Origin of the sequence: Bacillus sp. FSL R12-0074 (assembly GCF_038005725.1) — a bacterium.
In the GTDB taxonomy this organism is placed as follows: domain Bacteria; phylum Bacillota; class Bacilli; order Bacillales; family Bacillaceae_G; genus Bacillus_A; species Bacillus_A mycoides.
In genome coordinates this window covers 4,299,099-4,317,317 of record NZ_JBBOTR010000001.1, presented here as the reverse complement: position 1 = coordinate 4,317,317, position 18,219 = coordinate 4,299,099, and the positions used below count along the sequence as shown (strand labels likewise).

The following is an 18,219-nucleotide window of genomic DNA, read 5'->3' as shown; positions in this document are numbered from 1 at the left end:
TTTGTTCATCCCCACTTATTATTAGCCCTCACCAATCGGGCTTTTACGGGCAGTTGATCTCCCACCTAACTTCCTTGTATTTGCCGGATTTTGAGGTGGGGGGCTTACTGCCCACAAATAGCGGGATAAAAAGATAGGTTAAGAAAAGAAGGGATTTCAATTATGGAAAAAGATGAACGTTTTAAACAGGCCGAGTTTGGTGCTATTGTCGGAATCGTTGGTAATATTATATTAGCGATTGTAAAAGCGGTAATTGGTTATATTGGAAACAGTAAGGCACTTTTAGCGGATGCGGTGCATTCTGGATCAGATGTAATTGGCTCGTTAGCTGTACTTTTTGGATTACGAGCGGCAAAGCAACCGCCTGATGAAGATCATCCGTATGGTCATGGTAAAGCGGAATCGATTTCAGCGATTATTGTTGCGGTATTATTATTTATTGTTGGAATAGAGATAGCGATTTCGTCTATAAAAGCTTTTTCACAAGATTTGGAACCACCAAAAGGAATTACGATTTTTGCAGTTATTCTTTCGATTGTAGTGAAAGAAGGGATGTTTCAGTATAAATATCGATTAGGGAAGAGGATAAATAGTGATGCAATTATTGCAAATGCATATGAGCACCGTTCGGATGTGTTTTCTTCAATTGCAGCTTTAATCGGCATTTGTGCAGCTATTATCGGTGGTAAGTTAGGTATAGATTGGCTTGTATATGCCGATCCAATTGCAGGATTATTTGTCTCAATTCTCGTTGCTAAGATGGCGTGGAGTATTGGAGCAGAAGCTATTCATGCAACGCTCGATCATGTTCTGCATGAAGAAGATGTTGTTCCGCTTAGGGAGGCAGTTTTTCAAGTGGAAGGTGTGAAAAAAATTGGCTCTTTATATGCAAGAGAACATGGCCACTATGTTATTGTCGATATTAAAGTATCTGTAGACCCATATATCACTGTAGAAGAAGGTCACCGCATCGGAAAACATGTAAAAGAAAAGCTTATGAAACAAGATAACGTACAAAACGTTTTTGTACATATTAATCCGTATTCTCCAAATTAAACATAACGGATATTTAATTATATAGATATCGAATCGTAGTTTGCATTATATTGTCACCCCTTAATCTGTCTTGTATAATGGATAGGTTAAGGGGTGATTTCGTGTTACAACCGAAGACGCGTTGGAAAGAAAAAGAATATAATGAGGAACTAGTGAGTGAATTAGCAAATAAATTGCAACTATCACCTCTTGTGACTTCATTATTTCTTGGCAGAGGCTTAAATACAGAAGATAAGATTGTAGACTTTTTAAATACAGCAGATCAAGAATTTCATGATCCATTTTTACTTGAAGGAATGGATCGGACTGTAGAACGTGTGAAAAAAGCTATTGAAAATGGAGAACAAATATTAATATTTGGTGATTACGATGCGGACGGAGTAAGTAGTACGACTGTGTTATATCTTGCTCTCAAAGAATTAGGTGCAGAAGTAGAGTTTTATATTCCAAATCGTTTTACTGAAGGCTATGGGCCAAATGAAGGAGCGTTTCGTTGGGCGCACAGTGCAGGGTTCTCACTAATTATTACTGTCGATACTGGTATCGCAGCGGTACATGAAGCGAAGGTAGCGAAGGAACTTGGAATAGATCTTATTATTACAGATCATCATGAGCCACCACCAGAATTACCAGAGGCACTTGCGATTATTCACCCGAAATTAGAAGGCGGTGTTTATCCGTTTCATTATTTAGCGGGTGTTGGTGTTGCATTTAAAGTTGCACATGCACTTTTGGGCCGTGTGCCAGAGCATTTGTTGGAAATTGCAGTAATCGGTACGGTAGCCGATTTAGTATCGCTTCATGGTGAAAATAGATTGTTAGTACAGCGTGGACTGAAGCATATGCGAATGACTCGGAATATCGGTTTAAAGGCGTTATTTAAAGTTGCTAACGTTTCGCAAAGCGAAATTACAGAAGAAAGCATCGGGTTCGCACTCGCACCTCGTATTAATGCAGTTGGTCGTTTGGAAGATGCAACACCTGCTGTACACCTTTTATTATCAGAAGATCCAGAGGAAGCGAAAGAGCTAGCTGAAGAAATTGATGAGCTGAACAAACTTCGAAAAGATATTGTAAAGCAAATTACTGAAGAAGCTATCGCTGAAGTCGAAAATAATTTCCCGCCAGAAGAAAATAAAGTATTAGTCCTTGCAAAAGAAGGTTGGAATCCAGGGGTAATTGGAATTGTCGCTTCTAAGTTAGTTGAACGTTTTTATCGTCCAACGATTGTATTAAGCATTGATCCTCATAAAGAAACAGCAAAGGGATCGGCTCGTAGTATTGCAGGATTTGATTTGTTTGCAAACCTTTCAGATTGCCGTGAATTGTTACCGCATTTCGGAGGTCATCCGATGGCAGCGGGAATGACGCTTAATATGAATGATGTGGATGAATTAAGACGCAGGTTAAATGAGCAAGCAGATGTAATTTTAACAGCAGAAGATTTTATTCCGATTACAGCAGTGGATGCATTTTGTAAAGTAGAGGATGTAACGCTTGCCGCGATTGAGGATATGCAAAAGTTAGCGCCATTTGGCGTAGGAAATCCGAAACCGCGTATTGCGGTGAAAGATGCCGACTTAGAAAGTATCCGTGCAATTGGATCTGATGGTTCGCATTTAAAAATGGCTCTTCGTGATGGACAAGCAACACTGGACACGATTGGATTTGGATTTGGTACTTATGCGAAAGAAATCTCTCCAGTTGCGAAGGTTTCTGTAGTAGGAGAAGTGTCCATTAATGAATGGAATAACTTTAAAAAGCCGCAATTAATGGTGCAAGATATTGCTGTAGAGGCATGGCAATTATTTGACTGGCGTAGTATGCGTAATGTAGAAGCAAATTTAGCAGAACTTCCGAAAGAAAAAATAACAATGGTGTATTTTTCTGAAGAGGTATTGAATAAATTTTCTTTAGAAGGCTATAAAGAACAGCTCGTGCATGCATCAGAGGTAGCTCATTTTGATGATCAATACATTGTGCTACTTGATTTGCCGAAAGGAACAGATGAATTAGGTGATGTATTTAAGGCTGGATTCCCAGCTCGAATTTACACGCTATTTTATCAAGAGAATAATCATTTATTTAGTACGGTCCCAACGAGGGAACATTTTAAATGGTACTATTCTTTCTTAAGCCAAAAAACACCATTTTCTTTAAGGCAATATGGGGAACAACTGTGTCGTCATAAAGGTTGGTCAAAAGATACAGTAAATTTCATGACACAGGTGTTTTTTGAGTTAGAATTTGTTACAATAAAAGACGGTGTCATTTTTATGGCAGACAAAAAACAAAAGCGTGATTTAATTGAATCGAACACATATCGTGAGAAAATGAACCACTTACAATTAGAGAAAGAATTGGTTTATAGCACATATCAGCAACTATATACATGGTTTGAAACGATTCGTGATCATAAATAAGTAGAACAGTTAGGGTAAAGGATTTGTATTTACAAACCTTTTATATCTGAGGAGGATTCAGAAATATGGATTTCAAGCAACATATCGCAATTGTACCAGATTATCCGAAAGAAGGTATTGTGTTTAAAGACATTACACCTTTAATGAACGACGGAAAAGCATATAAAGCAGCAACAGATGCAATCGTTGAGTATGCAAATAAAAGAGACATTGATGTTGTAGTAGGACCAGAAGCGCGTGGTTTTATTATTGGTTGCCCAGTTTCTTATGCATTAGAAGTAGGTTTCGCACCAGTTCGTAAATTAGGGAAATTACCACGTGAAGTAATTACAGTTGACTACGGTAAAGAATATGGAACGGATGTTTTAACAATCCATAAAGATGCAATTAAGCCAGGCCAACGTGTATTAATTACAGATGACTTATTAGCTACAGGTGGAACAATCGAAGCGACAATTAAACTAGTTGAAGAACTTGGTGGAGTTGTAGCAGGAATTGCATTTTTAGTAGAGCTTACTTACTTAGATGGTCGTAAAATGTTAGATGGTTACGATGTATTAGTATTAGAAAAATACTAATCATTATATAGGTGAAACTACGGTGATAAAAAAGTACCCGTGAATCTCTTGGAGAGGAGCGGGTACTTTTGTATAATTGCACAAAAAAACATGGTGAAATGTCAGTAAAATCTTTTCCTTTTCACAATTCACAATCATTGGGTTATAATGATAGAATATAATTTATTCTATTCAATAAAGATAAAGTCAATTTTCAATAAAAGGTGATTCGATGGCAAATGAGCAAGTACTAACAGCTGAACAGGTACTCGAGAAAGCAAGTCAATATTTAGCGGATGGAGATATTGAGCTAGTGGCACGTGCCTATGAATATGCGCGTGATGCACATAGCGAACAATATAGAAAATCGGGTGAACCATATATTATTCACCCAATTCAAGTTGCAGGTATTTTAGTTGATTTACACATGGATCCGGCTACAGTATCGGCAGGTTTCTTACATGATGTAGTGGAAGATACAGAAATTACATTAGAAGACATTGAACGGGAATTTAATAAAGAAATCGCTATGCTTGTCGATGGTGTTACAAAGCTTGGAAAGATTAAATATAAATCCCATGAGCAGCAACAAGCAGAAAACCATCGCAAAATGTTTATTGCAATGGCTCAAGATATTCGAGTTATTTTAATTAAACTAGCTGATCGTCTTCATAACATGCGTACATTGAAACATTTGCCTCAAGAGAAGCAGCGTCGCATTGCAAATGAAACGTTAGAAATCTTTGCACCTTTAGCACATAGACTCGGAATTAGTACTATTAAATGGGAGTTAGAGGATACGTCACTTCGCTATTTAAACCCGCAGCAATATTATCGTATTGTGAATTTAATGAAGCGTAAACGTGCAGAGCGTGAAGAATATTTAGATGAAGTAATGACTGGCATTCGCGAGAAATTAAAAGAGGTTTCAATTCAACCTGAGATTTCTGGAAGACCAAAACATATTTACAGTATTTATCGTAAAATGGCATTGCAAAATAAACAATTCAATGAAATTTACGATTTACTAGCTGTACGAGTCGTTGTGAATAGTATTAAAGATTGCTATGCGGTGCTTGGAATTATTCATACGTGCTGGAAACCAATGCCAGGTCGTTTTAAAGATTATATTGCAATGCCGAAAGCAAATTTATATCAATCTCTTCATACGACTGTAATTGGACCAAAAGGTGATCCGCTAGAAGTGCAAATTCGTACGAAAGAAATGCATGAGATTGCAGAATTCGGAATCGCGGCACATTGGGCGTATAAAGAAGGTAAAGCAGCAGAAACAACGGGTACATTAGAGAAGAAACTAACTTGGTTCCGTCAAATATTAGAATGGCAAAATGAAGCTTCTAATGCAGAAGAGTTTATGGAATCATTAAAAATTGATTTGTTCTCTGATATGGTATTTGTCTTTACACCGAAAGGCGATGTAATGGAATTACCTCTTGGCTCTGTTCCAATTGATTTTTCGTATCGTGTCCATTCGGAAATTGGAAACAAGACAATTGGTGCAAAAGTAAATGGGAAAATGGTGACGCTTGATTATAAGTTGAAAACTGGTGACATCATTGAAATTTTAACATCGAAACATTCGTATGGTCCAAGTCAAGATTGGGTAAAGCTTGCTCAAACATCTCATGCGAAAAATAAAATACGTCAATTCTTTAAGAAACAACGTAGAGATGAAAATATTGAAAAAGGCCGTGAACTTGTTGAAAAAGAAGTGCGTGGCTTAGAGTATGAGATGAAAGAAGTATTAGCGCTTGATAATTTAAAACGTGTCGCTGAGAAGTTTAACTTTGCAAATGAAGAAGATATGTTTGCAGCAGTTGGATATAACGGAATTACAGCAGCGCAAATTGTTACGCGACTAACGGACAAGTTCCGTAAACAACGTGAAGAAGAAGACATCGTTGAAGTTAAAGAAGTTCGTAAACCGATGAAAATTCGAAAATGGGATTCTGGTGTAAAGGTAAGTGGTGCAGATAATTTGTTAATTCGTTTATCAAAATGCTGTAACCCAGTTCCAGGCGATGATATCGTTGGGTATATTACGAAAGGTCGAGGCGTATCAATTCACCGTTGCGATTGCGTCAATGTGCATACAGAAGAAGCGGTGGAGCGTTTACTAGAAGTAGATTGGGAAGGTAGTCCTGAAAAAGAAATTGAGTACAATGTTGATATTGAAATTTCAGGCTATGATCGTCGTGGTTTATTGAATGAAGTATTACAAGCTGTTACAGAAACGAAGACGTATATCTCAGCTGTTTCTGGTAGAAGTGATCGTAACAAGATGGCAACGATTAACATGTCGATTTCTATTCGAAACTTACAACACTTGAAAAAAGTAGTAGAGCGCATTAAACGTGTTCCAGAAATTTATGCCGTACGACGCATGATGCATTAATAGGGAGTGTAGAAAAGATGAGAGTTGTTTTACAACGATCAAAGGAAGCGTCTGTCACAGTAGATGGCGAGATTGTAGGACAAATTCCATTCGGTTTAACATTACTAGTTGGCATTACGCATGAAGATACAGAAAAAGATGCAACTTATATCGCAGAAAAAATTGCAAACCTACGTATTTTTGAAGATGAGAGCGGAAAGATGAACCACTCTGTACTTGATATGAAGGGACAAGTTCTATCTATTTCGCAATTTACATTATACGGAGATTGCCGTAAAGGAAGACGTCCAAACTTTATGGATGCTGCGAAACCTGATTATGCAGAACATTTATATGATTTCTTTAATGAAGAAGTTCGTAAACAAGGACTGCATGTGGAGACAGGACAGTTCGGAGCAATGATGGATGTTTCTTTAATCAATGATGGTCCGGTGACCTTAATTGTAGAAAGTAAATAGTGTTGCCCAAGAAGAGAGGATTATAGGTCCTCTCTTTTTTCATACATTGTGGTATGTTTTGTTTAGTTACAATAGGATTTAATTTGAAGAGGAATAAAAGGAAAAGAAGGTGTAGCATGCTTCAAGAATTCAATATAGCTTTACGTTTTATGCTGGAGTTATGCATTCTTGGGATTGTTGGATACTGGGGGTTTCGAATAGGAGAAGTACCTGTTGTAAAAATTACACTGGCTATTAGTCTTCCGATTGTTGTTGCTGTTATATGGGGGTTATTTGGAGCTCCATACGCAGAGTGGGAAGTGCGTGGTATATTGCATGTATTGTTAGAAATTATCGTGTTTGGAGTAGGTGTTGCAGCGTTGTATCATTTGAAGCACCCTTTACTTGCGAGTGGATTGGCTACCGTTATTATTGTTAATCGCATTCTTATGTTTATTTGGAATCAATAACTGTTTCGGCTATGTATAACTATCTCATCAATATGGAACAATAAAAAGTAAAACAACCATATTGAATGTGAGGGATATACGTATGCGTATGAATGAAAAAGGGCATTCTGTTACAAATGGTGCAAATCAACTGTTTAACGTAAATTTACATGATTTTATTTCAAAAGAACAAAACAATACTTCAATGGAGCTTGCTTCTGAGTTTGGAATTTCACTACAAGATGTAAAGCGCCTAAAGAAGCAAATTGAGCGCTCTTAGAGCACTTGACAATCCTACTCAACAAACGTATAGTAATTTTATATTTACATATGAATATAGCCGTTGATAGAGGAGAGTAAATGAGATACACATGGAAAGAGAAGAAATGTCCTAGGCTGAAAACATTTCTACATGATGACTGATTGAATGACACTCTGTAGGTTTCAACTTGAAAGGCTTATACGCTTAGTAGAGATGAACGCAAATTTAAGCGTTATTAAAAAAGTGGAAGCATACGTGCTTCAATTAGGGTGGCACCACGGGTATAATACTCTCGTCCCTACTGTTCAAACAGTAGAGGCGGGAGTTTTTTTATTTTTATTAAGATTAAAACAATTTGAGGAGGAACTGAATATGTCTATTCAAATCCCACGCGGAACGCAAGATATTCTTCCAGGTAGTGTTGAGTTATGGCAGTATATCGAAGGGCAAGCGCGCGACATTTGCCGTCGTTACAATTATAAAGAAATTCGTACACCAATTTTTGAGCATACAGAGCTATTTTTACGTGGTGTTGGTGATACGACAGATATCGTACAAAAAGAAATGTATTCATTCCAAGACCGTGGAGAGCGTAGTTTAACATTACGTCCAGAAGGTACTGCACCTGTTGTACGTTCTTACGTTGAAAACAAAATGTTCGGTGATGCAACACAACCAACAAAATTATACTATATCGGCCAAATGTTCCGTTATGAAAGACCACAAGCAGGTCGCTATCGTCAATTCGTACAATTCGGTATTGAAGCAATTGGTAGTAACGATCCAGCAATTGATGCAGAAGTAATTGCACTTGCTGTAGAGTTTTACCGTGGTATGGGATTGAAAAATATTAAAGTTGTATTAAATAGCTTAGGTGATGCAGCGAGTCGTCAAGCGCACCGTGATGCGTTAATTGCTCACTTTGAGCCGCGCATCGGAGAATTCTGTTCTGATTGCCAATCTCGCTTAGAAAAAAACCCTCTTCGTATTTTAGACTGTAAGAAGGACCGTAATCATGAATTAATGAGCACGGCACCATCTATTACAGAATACTTAAACGAAGATTCAGCAGTATACTACGACAAAGTACAAGAACTACTAACGATGATGGATGTTCCATTTGAGAAAGATCCGAATTTAGTACGTGGTTTAGACTACTACCAACACACTGTTTTTGAAATTATGAGTGAGGCAGAAGGTTTCGGTGCTATCACAACATTAAGTGGCGGTGGCCGTTATAACGGACTTGTACAAGAAATCGGTGGACCGGAAATGCCAGGTATCGGTTTTGCGATGAGTATTGAGCGTTTAATTATGGCGCTGAAGGCTGAAAATATTGAGTTACCAATTGAACATAGTATTGATTGTTACGTTGTAGCACTTGGTGAAAAAGCGAAAGACCGTGCTGCAAAAGTTGCGTTCGATCTTCGTAAAGCTGGATTATCAGTTGAAAAAGATTATTTAGATCGCAAAATGAAAGCACAATTTAAATCTGCAGATCGTTTAAATGCGAAATACGTAGCTGTATTAGGGGAAGATGAGCTAGATAAAGGCATCATTAACTTAAAAGATATGGCAACAGGCGGACAAGAAGAAGTAGCGTTAGATGTATTTGCTTCATATGTAGCAGAGAAATTAATATAGGGGGAACTTAAAGTGGCTGAAAGAACACATGCATGCGGAAAAGTAACAGTAGAAGCGGTTGGACAAACAGTTCAATTAAAAGGCTGGGTACAAAAACGCCGTGATTTAGGCGGATTAATCTTTATCGACTTACGTGACCGTACAGGTATCGTACAAGTTGTATTTAATCCAGAAACATCAAAAGAAGCGTTAGAAGTAGCAGAAACGATTCGTAGCGAATACGTATTGCACGTAGAAGGTACTGTTGTTGAACGTGGTGAAGGCGCAATTAATGATAATATGGCAACTGGTCGTATTGAAGTACAAGCATCGAAAGTAAATGTATTAAACGCAGCGAAAACAACGCCAATCATTATTGCTGATGATACAGATGCATCAGAAGATGTGCGTTTAAAATATCGTTACTTAGACTTACGTCGTCCTGCAATGTTCAACACATTCAAAATGCGTCATGACGTAACGAAAACAATTCGTAACTTCTTAGATACAGAAGAGTTCTTAGAAGTTGAAACACCAATTTTAACGAAGAGCACGCCAGAAGGAGCTCGCGACTATTTAGTACCAAGCCGTGTGCATGATGGTGAATTTTATGCATTACCTCAATCTCCGCAGCTATTTAAACAGCTTCTTATGGTCGGTGGATTTGAGCGTTACTATCAAGTAGCACGTTGTTTCCGTGACGAAGATTTACGTGCGGACCGTCAACCGGAATTCACGCAAATTGATATCGAGGCATCATTCTTAACACAAGATGAAATTTTAGAAATGATGGAGCGTATGATGACGAAAGTCATGAAGGATGCAAAAGGTGTAGAAGTTAGTGCACCATTCCCTCGTATGAAATATGCTGATGCAATGGCTCGCTTTGGTTCTGATAAGCCGGATACACGCTTTGAAATGGAACTAAAAGACCTATCTGAATTTGCAGTAGGTTGTGGATTTAAAGTATTTACAAGTGCTGTAGAAAACGGCGGACAAGTAAAAGCGATTAACGCAAAAGGTGCAGCGAGCAAATACTCTCGTAAAGACATCGATGCATTAACTGAATTCGCTAAAGTATATGGTGCAAAAGGTCTAGCTTGGCTTAAAGTTGAAGAAGACGGCTTAAAAGGACCGATTGCGAAATTCTTCGGTGAAGAAGAGGCAAACGTGTTAATGAGTACATTAGAAGCGGATGTTGGTGACTTATTACTATTCGTAGCAGATAAGAAAAGTGTTGTTGCAGATAGCATAGGTGCACTTCGTTTACGTCTAGGTAAAGAACTTGAGTTAATTGACGAAAGTAAATTTAACTTCCTATGGGTAACTGATTGGCCACTTCTTGAGTACGATGAAGATGCAGATCGTTACTTCGCAGCTCACCACCCATTCACAATGCCATTCCGTGAAGACGTTGAGTTATTAGAAACAGCACCAGAAAAAGCACGTGCACAAGCATATGACCTTGTATTAAACGGTTATGAGCTTGGTGGTGGATCACTTCGTATTTACGAGCGTGACGTACAAGAAAAAATGTTCAAAGCACTTGGATTCTCACAAGAAGAAGCACAAGAACAATTCGGATTCTTATTAGAAGCATTCGAATACGGTACACCACCACACGGCGGAATCGCATTAGGTTTAGACCGTCTTGTTATGTTACTTGCAGGTCGTACGAACCTTCGTGATACAATTGCATTCCCGAAAACAGCAAGCGCAAGCTGCTTATTAACAGAAGCGCCAAGCCCAGTTGCAGAAGCTCAGCTTGAAGAGCTAAGCTTAAAATTGAGCTTGAAAGAAGAGAAGTAAGAATAGAGTCTAGATGGTTATACTAACCCCATCTAGGCTTTTTTTATAAAGGTTGTTTAAAAAGTCCGGTTCAGATAACCGTCGCATCTCATCGTTGCTTATGCTAGTCCGGTGCTCGAGTAGTAAGGCTACACTGTGCTCCTCCTAGCATGAGTGCCTCGATCTGCTCGGCCATCTGAATCCTCCTTTTTAAACTTGCATTTAGGAAGAAGTAAAAGCCCGGTTTACACTATGTTTTCATTTTTAAAATATGTATTTTTAAGGATTCTATAACTTTTTCTATACAAATAGTCGGAAAAACGCTAGAATACATGGTAGACCATTTTTGTAATAGGAGTGTAGAGCTGAATGTTACATCAATTTTCACGTAATGAATTAGCCTTTGGAAAAGAAGGCCTTGAAATATTAAAAAATAGTACAGTCGGTATTTTAGGTATTGGCGGCGTAGGATCATTTTCGGCAGAAGCGTTAGCACGTTCTGGCGTAGGACGTCTCGTATTAGTTGACAAAGATGTTGTAGATATTACAAACGTAAACCGTCAAATTCACGCGTTAGTATCTACTGTAGGACGTTCAAAAGTAGAATTAATGAAAGAGCGTATTGCAGATATTAATCCAGAGTGTGAAGTAATTGGACTAGAGATGTTTTATACAGATGAAACATATGAAGAGTTCTTTAAACACGGTTTAGATTTCGTAGTAGATGCATCTGATACGATTACGTTCAAAATTCATTTAATTAAACAATGTTTACGTCGTAAAATCAAAATTATCTCATGTATGGGTGCGGCAAATAAAATGGACCCAACTCGTTTCCGTATTGCGGACATTTCTAAAACACATACAGATCCAATTGCGAAAGTAATTCGTACGAAGCTTCGTAAAGATGGTATTAAAAAAGGTGTAAAAGTTGTCTTCTCTGACGAAAACCCAATCGTAATTCGTGAAGAAGTACGTAAAGAAATCGTACCAGACGAAAATGCAAAAATTCGTAAAGCGAAATTACCACCTTCTTCAAATGCGTTCGTACCATCTGTGGCTGGTTTAATTATGGCAAGTCACGTTGTACGTGAGCGTATTAAAAACGTAGAAGTCAAGCGTGTAGGGCAAGAATAAAAAGGAAGCATATATCGTTTAGGATATATGCTTTTTGTATGTTTTAAAGAAATGTCGATGTCGAATCGTTAATATAATTTCATTTACTGTGGTGCTTTTTCACTAAGGGAAAATAAACAGGGATGTCACTTAGTTGAAAAAGTGGCATCCCTGTTTTTAGTTTTCTGCAGAATATATAATATCTAAATTTCCATTTTGATCGGTTTTGAAAATCGGAGCAATTTGCTCTTCTTGTTCTTCGATTGAAACAAGTTTTCGAGCACGATCCATAATTCTAACAAGCATTGCATAATCTTCTTCGATTGCTTGTTGTTTTTTTGTGAGAACAGCTAATTTTGCTTCAAGTTCATTATTCGTTTTTTTCAGGGAAGTGAGCTGATCTTGTAATACGTCATTTTCAGTTTGTAACTTTGCGAGTGAAGGGTTATTGTGCTCCAAGTTTTGCAAAAATGAGATGACATTTTGCATTGTAAGATCTTGTTTATTTGGGGCAATATCTTCTGAAAACTCGGCATCGATTACGAGCTGCCGAGTTTGTGTGAACTGCTCTTTTTCTATTTTAGCTTCCGAACGCTTTAATTCTTTACGTTGTTTTTTTGCGATTTGCACCGCATCTTCATAATATGGTCTTACTTCAGCATTCCATCTAAAGCCACAAGCTGCTGAAGTTCGGTTTAATGTATCACCAACTTCATCGAATGCTTTTATTTGTGTACTTCCGCTGCGGATATGTCGTAAAACAGTTTCTGCTAAAAGGAGATCGTCTTCTTTTGTCCATGCATCTTGACGTGTTTTCATAAGCGAACCCTCCGTAATGGTGACGTTTTCGCTTATATTACCCTTTATTCTTCGTTTTATGCGAACTTTGTAATCTTTCATAAACAGTAGAAAGTGCTTGTTCAAATTTTCCTGTCGTTTTCGGTTTATAATATTGCTTGTTTTTAATTTTATCAGGTAAGTATTGTTGTTGTACCCAACCGTTTGGGTGATCGTGTGGATATAAGTATCCGATGCCTCTTCCTAACGATTCGGCTCCTTTATAATGACTATCTTTTAAATGACTTGGAATATCGCCTGTTTGGCCATTACGTAAATCGTGTAGTGCGGCATCGAGTGCTTTATAGGCCGAGTTTGATTTCGGTGATAGACAAAGTTCAATAACAGCATTTGCAAGTGGTATGCGTGCCTCTGGGAAGCCGACCCGTTCAGCTGATTCAATCGCTGCAAGTGTACGTTGTCCAGCTTGTGGGCTAGCAAGTCCGATATCTTCATATGCCATAATAAGCAGACGTCTACCGATGCTTTGTAAGTCACCAGCTTCAATAAGACGTGCTAAATAATGAAGTGCGGCGTTCACATCACTTCCGCGTACTGATTTTTGAAAAGCAGATAAAACGTCATAGTGAGCATCGCCACCTTTGTCGTGAACGAAACTCTTTTTCTGTAAGCATTCTTCTGCGATTTCAAGTGTGATTTCCGCGGCTTTGTCGTCAGTTGTAAAGCTAGATAAAACAGCTAGTTCAAGTGCATTATAAGCTGAGCGCATATCTCCGCCTGACGCATTTGCAAAGTGATGTAATGCCTCATCCGTAACAGTTACATCATATTCCCCAAGCCCTTTTTCTTTATCTTCAAGCGCTCGTTTTAAGCCAATTAAAATATCATCTTCTGTTAATGCGTGTAATTCGAAGATTTGACAACGACTTCGAATAGCAGAATTAATAGCATGGAACGGATTGCTTGTCGTTGCACCAATTAAAGTAAGAAGTCCGCTTTCTAAATGGGGTAATAGAAAGTCTTGCTTCGCTTTATCTAGCCTATGAACTTCATCCAAAATTAAAACGAGGTGCCGATGCATTTTCGCTTCTTGTACGACAACTTCCATATCTTTTTTATTATGAGTAACAGCGTTTAAGAGGCGAAACAGGGTTCCAGTACTTCCTGCAATTGCGCTGGCGATTGATGTTTTTCCTGTGCCTGGAGGACCGTATAAAATCATTGATTGAAAATGATTTGCTTGGACCATTCGCCATAAAATCTTACCTTCACCAACTAAATGCTGTTGTCCGATAATTTCTTGAATATTTGTAGGGCGCATTCGATGTGCGAGTGGTTGTTTCATTTGACCCTCTCCCTTAATGTATAATCTCATTCTATCGTATCATTTTTTTTGATGAAATTTGAAATAGGATGCTGTTTTGTGGGGAAGATGAATATGAATATTCCTATTTTTCTTTCAATTGTAATAATTTCCGAGTTTTTCAATGTGATTTTATGTTATCATTTTGATACACAAGTTGAAATTTCTTATAATACTATATTATGCTATAATTTCATAGGATTTTAAATTGTGTTCTTTTATAAAGTGAAACTTTAATCAGTGGGGGTTTTGTTCATCCCCCACCTAACTTCTTTGCTCCAGCCGAATTTTGAGGTGGGAGTTTTACTGCCTGCAAATAGCGGGATAAATAAGATATAACCAATAGAAGTGAAAATTTGAAATGAGGTGCAAATAGATGAAGATTTCAACGAAAGGCCGCTACGGCTTAACAATTATGATCGACCTTGCAAAAAAGTTTGGTGAAGGCCCAATTTCATTAAAATCAATTGCACAGGCACATGATCTATCTGAGCATTACTTAGAGCAATTAATTTCACCACTTCGTAACGCTCGTCTTGTAAAGAGTACGCGTGGTGCATATGGTGGATATGTATTATCTGATCAGCCAGTCAACATTACAGCTGGAGATGTAATCCGTGTACTAGAGGGTCCAATTAGTGTTGTAGAAATGATAGAAGAAGAAGAACCAGCACAACGCCAATTATGGATGCGTGTTCGTGATGCAGTGCAAGAAGTATTAGATAGTACAACTTTAGAAGATTTAGTACGTTATGAGGAAGAAAATCACGGGGGCTATATGTTTTACATTTAATTCCTTGTGAAACGATTTGGAAAGAAGGAGATTTAATGGAACGCATTTACTTAGATCATGCTGCGACATCTCCGACTCACCCAGAAGTGGTCGAAAAGATGATTCCATATATGACAGAAACATTTGGAAACCCGTCTAGTATTCACTTTTATGGGCGTCAAACGCGCCATGCGGTAGATGAGGCGAGACGTGTGTGTGCACGTAGCATTCACGCGAGTCCAAATGAAATTATATTCACGAGCGGTGGTACAGAAGCTGATAATTTAGCACTTATAGGTGTAGCGCGTGCGAATCGTCATAAAGGTAACCACATTATTACAACGCAAATTGAACATCATGCGATTTTGCATACGTGTGAATTGTTAGAGCGTGAAGGATTTGAAGTGACGTATTTACCTGTTGATGAAACAGGGCGTGTTCAAGTTTCTGACATACAAAAGGCACTAATGGAAGAGACGATTCTTGTATCTATTATGTTCGGGAATAATGAAGTAGGGACAATACAACCAATTGTGGAAATAGGTAAGCTGTTAAAAGAGCATCAAGCTTATTTCCACACAGATGCTGTACAAGCTTACGGTTTAATAGAAATAGATGTGAAAGAGTTTGGTATTGATTTATTATCGATTTCCGCTCACAAAATTAACGGCCCAAAAGGTGTAGGGTTCCTATATGCTGGTGCAAATGTGAAATTTGAACCGTTATTAATAGGCGGAGAGCAAGAAAGAAAACGTCGTGCTGGTACTGAAAATGTACCTAGTATTGTTGGACTTCAACATGCAGTTTCGCTAGCTGAAAAAACTCGTGAGCAAAAAAATGCCCAATATGAAGAGTTTAAAGATATAATGGTATCTGTCTTCAAAAATGAGGACATTCATTTCGAGGTAAACGGAGACTTGGAATATCGCTTACCACATGTGTTTAATATAAGTTTTACAGGAATGAATATTGAACCGTTTCTTGTAAACCTAGACTTAGCTGGTATTGCAGTATCAAGTGGTTCTGCTTGTACAGCTGGTTCGATTGATCCATCACATGTATTAGTGGCGATGTTCGGAAAAGACTCCGATCAAATACGTTCATCCGTACGCTTTAGTTTCGGACTTGGAAATACGAAAGAGCAAATTGAAAAAGCGGCGTACGAAACAGTGAAAATCGTGAAGCGATTAACACAAAATTAGCATGGGAGGTGACATGATGAACAAACTACCTCAAGAAACACGCGTTGTCATCGGGATGTCCGGTGGCGTCGATTCATCTGTAGCAGCTCTTTTATTAAAAGAGCAGGGTTATGATGTAATCGGAATTTTTATGAAAAACTGGGATGATACAGATGCAAATGGTGTCTGCACAGCAACAGAAGATTACAATGATGTAATTGAAGTGTGTAACCAAATCGGCATTCCGTATTATGCAGTAAACTTTGAAAAACAATACTGGGATAAAGTATTCACGTACTTTTTAGATGAGTACCGAGCTGGTCGTACACCAAACCCAGATGTAATGTGTAACAAAGAAATTAAATTTAAAGCATTTTTAGAGCATGCAATTGCACTTGGTGCTGATTATGTAGCAACAGGTCATTATGCACGCGTTGCTTATATGGACGGCGAATATAAAATGCTTCGCGGCGTTGATGACAATAAAGATCAAACATATTTCTTAAATCAATTAAGCCAAGAGCAACTATCAAAAACAATGTTCCCATTAGGTGAATTAAAGAAACCACAAATTCGCGAAATGGCGACAGAAGCTGGTTTAGCGACAGCGGCGAAGAAAGATAGTACTGGTATTTGCTTCATCGGTGAGCGTAACTTTAAAGATTTCTTAAGTAACTATTTACCGGCGCAACCAGGTGTGATGCAAACATTATCTGGTGAAGTGAAAGGGAAACATGATGGTTTAATGTATTATACAATTGGACAACGTCATGGCCTTGGTATTGGTGGTAATGGTGATCCGTGGTTTGCTGTGGGAAAAAACTTGAAAGAAAACATTTTATATGTTGATCAAGGATTCCATAACGAACTTCTATATGGTGATGAAGTTATTGCTACGAATGTAGGCTGGGTAAGTAATAAAGCGAAGGAAAAAGAATTTACGTGTACAGCGAAATTCCGTTATCGTCAAGCCGACAATAAAGTAACGGTTCAAATCGTTGATGAAAATACAGTTCGTATTCTTTGTGATGAGCCAATTCGTGCGATTACGCCAGGCCAAGCAGTTGTTTTCTATGATGGAGATGAGTGCTTAGGCGGCGCTACAATTGATGAAGTATATCATAGTGGTAAGAAATTAGATTATTTAGGATAACACGAGAAGCCTCTGCCGATTAGCGGTTAGAGGTTTCTTTTACATAAAGCGAATTTTTGTTCGCTTGGAAAATACATTCTTTGTTATAATTTGTTGTAGAGGTGAAGGATATGTCAAACAAACTTGAAACAGGTATTAAATATATGCAAGAAGGAAACTGGGAAGAAGCAGCTGAAAATTTCACAGAAGCAATCGAAGAAAATCCGAAAGATGCGCTTGGATACATTAACTTTGCGAATTTATTAGATGTATTAGGTGATAGTGAGCGAGCAATTTTATTTTATAAACGTGCATTAGAATTAGATGGTAAATCTGCGGCTGCTTATTATGGCTTAGGAAACGTATATTACGGTCAAGAGCAATTTGCAGAGGCGAAGGCTGTATTTGAACAAGCGATGCAAGTGGGATTACAATCAGCTGACGTAACATTTATGTTAGGTATCACACATGTGCAACTTGGAAATGATCGTCTTGCACTTCCATTTTTACAAAGAGCGACGGAATTAGATGAAGGCGATGTAGAAGCTGTTTTCCAATGCGGAATTTGCTTCGCACGACTAGAACATATTCAAGAGGCAAAGCCTTATTTTGAAAAGGTGTTAGAAATGGATGAAGAGCATGCAGATGCGTATTATAATTTAGGTGTTGCGTACGTATTCGAGGAGAATAACGAGAAAGCTCTTACTTTATTTAAGAAAGCGACTGAAATTCAAGCAGACCACTTTTTAGCTGGTAATGGTATTCGTTTATTAGAGCAAGAAGCTGAATAAAGTGAAATTATAGTTTAATGCGCAGTTACCCCTCATCTAAAGATTGTGAAAGAGG

16 protein-coding genes and 1 other annotated feature are annotated in these 18,219 nt (G+C 38.0%); of the genes, 14 read left to right on the top strand and 2 right to left on the bottom strand.

Annotated features, from left to right (window positions below; genetic code table 11):
• Positions 1-162: 162 nt before the first annotated feature.
• From NSS97_RS22435 to NSS97_RS22390, 10 genes are all read left to right on the top strand, one after another.
• Positions 163-1,056 (top strand): cation diffusion facilitator family transporter, encoded by an 894-nt coding sequence (locus NSS97_RS22435; protein WP_002015308.1) that lies wholly within the window; start codon positions 163-165, stop codon positions 1,054-1,056.
• Between the two features lie 101 nt (positions 1,057-1,157).
• Positions 1,158-3,479, top strand: a complete 2,322-nt coding sequence (gene recJ, locus NSS97_RS22430; protein WP_107887414.1) for a single-stranded-DNA-specific exonuclease RecJ — start codon at positions 1,158-1,160, stop codon at positions 3,477-3,479.
• 65 nt (positions 3,480-3,544) lie between these two features.
• On the top strand, positions 3,545-4,057 hold the full coding sequence (locus NSS97_RS22425; RefSeq protein ID WP_002015305.1) for an adenine phosphoribosyltransferase: 513 nt from the start codon (positions 3,545-3,547) through the stop codon (positions 4,055-4,057).
• A gap of 211 nt (positions 4,058-4,268) precedes the next feature.
• Positions 4,269-6,452, top strand: coding sequence for a GTP diphosphokinase (gene relA / locus NSS97_RS22420; protein ID WP_002015304.1), 2,184 nt, complete (start codon positions 4,269-4,271; stop codon positions 6,450-6,452).
• Between the two features lie 17 nt (positions 6,453-6,469).
• On the top strand, positions 6,470-6,910 hold the full coding sequence (locus NSS97_RS22415) for a D-tyrosyl-tRNA(Tyr) deacylase (protein ID WP_002015302.1): 441 nt from the start codon (positions 6,470-6,472) through the stop codon (positions 6,908-6,910).
• Between the two features lie 116 nt (positions 6,911-7,026).
• Positions 7,027-7,359: a YrdB family protein gene (locus NSS97_RS22410; protein ID WP_002143224.1), complete on the top strand. Its 333-nt coding sequence runs from the start codon at positions 7,027-7,029 to the stop codon at positions 7,357-7,359.
• 82 nt (positions 7,360-7,441) lie between these two features.
• Positions 7,442-7,618, top strand: a complete 177-nt coding sequence (locus tag NSS97_RS22405) for a hypothetical protein (protein WP_002015300.1) — start codon at positions 7,442-7,444, stop codon at positions 7,616-7,618.
• Positions 7,619-7,672: 54 nt separating this feature from the next.
• Positions 7,673-7,903: a binding site (T-box leader), on the top strand.
• A gap of 69 nt (positions 7,904-7,972) precedes the next feature.
• Positions 7,973-9,244 (top strand): histidine--tRNA ligase, encoded by a 1,272-nt coding sequence (gene hisS, locus NSS97_RS22400; protein WP_012261743.1) that lies wholly within the window; start codon positions 7,973-7,975, stop codon positions 9,242-9,244.
• A gap of 12 nt (positions 9,245-9,256) precedes the next feature.
• Positions 9,257-11,032 carry an aspartate--tRNA ligase gene (gene aspS, locus NSS97_RS22395; protein WP_107887415.1) on the top strand — a complete coding sequence of 592 codons (1,776 nt, stop codon included), beginning with the start codon at positions 9,257-9,259 and terminating at the stop codon, positions 11,030-11,032.
• A 348-nt stretch (positions 11,033-11,380) separates the two neighbouring features.
• Positions 11,381-12,148 carry a tRNA threonylcarbamoyladenosine dehydratase gene (locus NSS97_RS22390; RefSeq protein ID WP_000903181.1) on the top strand — a complete coding sequence of 256 codons (768 nt, stop codon included), beginning with the start codon at positions 11,381-11,383 and terminating at the stop codon, positions 12,146-12,148.
• Between the two features lie 156 nt (positions 12,149-12,304).
• Here the strand turns inward: NSS97_RS22390 and NSS97_RS22385 are convergent, their stop codons facing one another.
• Positions 12,305-12,946, bottom strand: coding sequence for an RsfA family transcriptional regulator (locus tag NSS97_RS22385; RefSeq protein ID WP_107887416.1), 642 nt, complete (start codon positions 12,944-12,946; stop codon positions 12,305-12,307).
• 37 nt (positions 12,947-12,983) lie between these two features.
• Complete coding sequence (locus NSS97_RS22380) at positions 12,984-14,270, bottom strand: replication-associated recombination protein A (protein WP_002067244.1); 1,287 nt, start codon at positions 14,268-14,270, stop codon at positions 12,984-12,986.
• A gap of 394 nt (positions 14,271-14,664) precedes the next feature.
• Between NSS97_RS22380 and cymR the strand changes: the two genes are divergently transcribed.
• The 4 genes from cymR to NSS97_RS22360 all read left to right on the top strand — a co-directional run bounded on the left by cymR (position 14,665) and on the right by NSS97_RS22360 (position 18,164).
• A complete protein-coding gene (gene cymR / locus NSS97_RS22375) occupies positions 14,665-15,081 on the top strand; it encodes a cysteine metabolism transcriptional regulator CymR (RefSeq protein ID WP_000704117.1) in 417 nt (138 codons plus the stop codon).
• Positions 15,082-15,116: 35 nt separating this feature from the next.
• Positions 15,117-16,262 carry an IscS subfamily cysteine desulfurase gene (locus NSS97_RS22370; RefSeq protein ID WP_107887417.1) on the top strand — a complete coding sequence of 382 codons (1,146 nt, stop codon included), beginning with the start codon at positions 15,117-15,119 and terminating at the stop codon, positions 16,260-16,262.
• A gap of 16 nt (positions 16,263-16,278) precedes the next feature.
• A complete protein-coding gene (gene mnmA / locus NSS97_RS22365) occupies positions 16,279-17,394 on the top strand; it encodes a tRNA 2-thiouridine(34) synthase MnmA (RefSeq protein ID WP_002088752.1) in 1,116 nt (371 codons plus the stop codon).
• A 110-nt stretch (positions 17,395-17,504) separates the two neighbouring features.
• The gene (locus NSS97_RS22360) at positions 17,505-18,164 is read left to right on the top strand and encodes a tetratricopeptide repeat protein (protein ID WP_341114052.1); all 660 of its coding nucleotides are present in this window, start codon (positions 17,505-17,507) and stop codon (positions 18,162-18,164) included.
• The last annotated feature ends 55 nt before the right edge of the window (positions 18,165-18,219 follow it).

Coding starts and splice junctions, on each gene's coding strand:
- NSS97_RS22435 (WP_002015308.1), top strand. CDS start 163: ATGGAAAAAGATGAACGTTTTAAACAGGCCGAGTTTGGTGCTATTGTC.
- NSS97_RS22425 (WP_002015305.1), top strand. CDS start 3,545: ATGGATTTCAAGCAACATATCGCAATTGTACCAGATTATCCGAAAGAA.
- relA (WP_002015304.1), top strand. CDS start 4,269: ATGGCAAATGAGCAAGTACTAACAGCTGAACAGGTACTCGAGAAAGCA.
- NSS97_RS22415 (WP_002015302.1), top strand. CDS start 6,470: ATGAGAGTTGTTTTACAACGATCAAAGGAAGCGTCTGTCACAGTAGAT.
- NSS97_RS22410 (WP_002143224.1), top strand. CDS start 7,027: ATGCTTCAAGAATTCAATATAGCTTTACGTTTTATGCTGGAGTTATGC.
- NSS97_RS22405 (WP_002015300.1), top strand. CDS start 7,442: ATGCGTATGAATGAAAAAGGGCATTCTGTTACAAATGGTGCAAATCAA.
- hisS (WP_012261743.1), top strand. CDS start 7,973: ATGTCTATTCAAATCCCACGCGGAACGCAAGATATTCTTCCAGGTAGT.
- NSS97_RS22390 (WP_000903181.1), top strand. CDS start 11,381: ATGTTACATCAATTTTCACGTAATGAATTAGCCTTTGGAAAAGAAGGC.
- NSS97_RS22385 (WP_107887416.1), bottom strand. CDS start 12,946: ATGAAAACACGTCAAGATGCATGGACAAAAGAAGACGATCTCCTTTTA.
- NSS97_RS22380 (WP_002067244.1), bottom strand. CDS start 14,270: ATGAAACAACCACTCGCACATCGAATGCGCCCTACAAATATTCAAGAA.
- cymR (WP_000704117.1), top strand. CDS start 14,665: ATGAAGATTTCAACGAAAGGCCGCTACGGCTTAACAATTATGATCGAC.
- NSS97_RS22370 (WP_107887417.1), top strand. CDS start 15,117: ATGGAACGCATTTACTTAGATCATGCTGCGACATCTCCGACTCACCCA.
- mnmA (WP_002088752.1), top strand. CDS start 16,279: ATGAACAAACTACCTCAAGAAACACGCGTTGTCATCGGGATGTCCGGT.
- NSS97_RS22360 (WP_341114052.1), top strand. CDS start 17,505: ATGTCAAACAAACTTGAAACAGGTATTAAATATATGCAAGAAGGAAAC.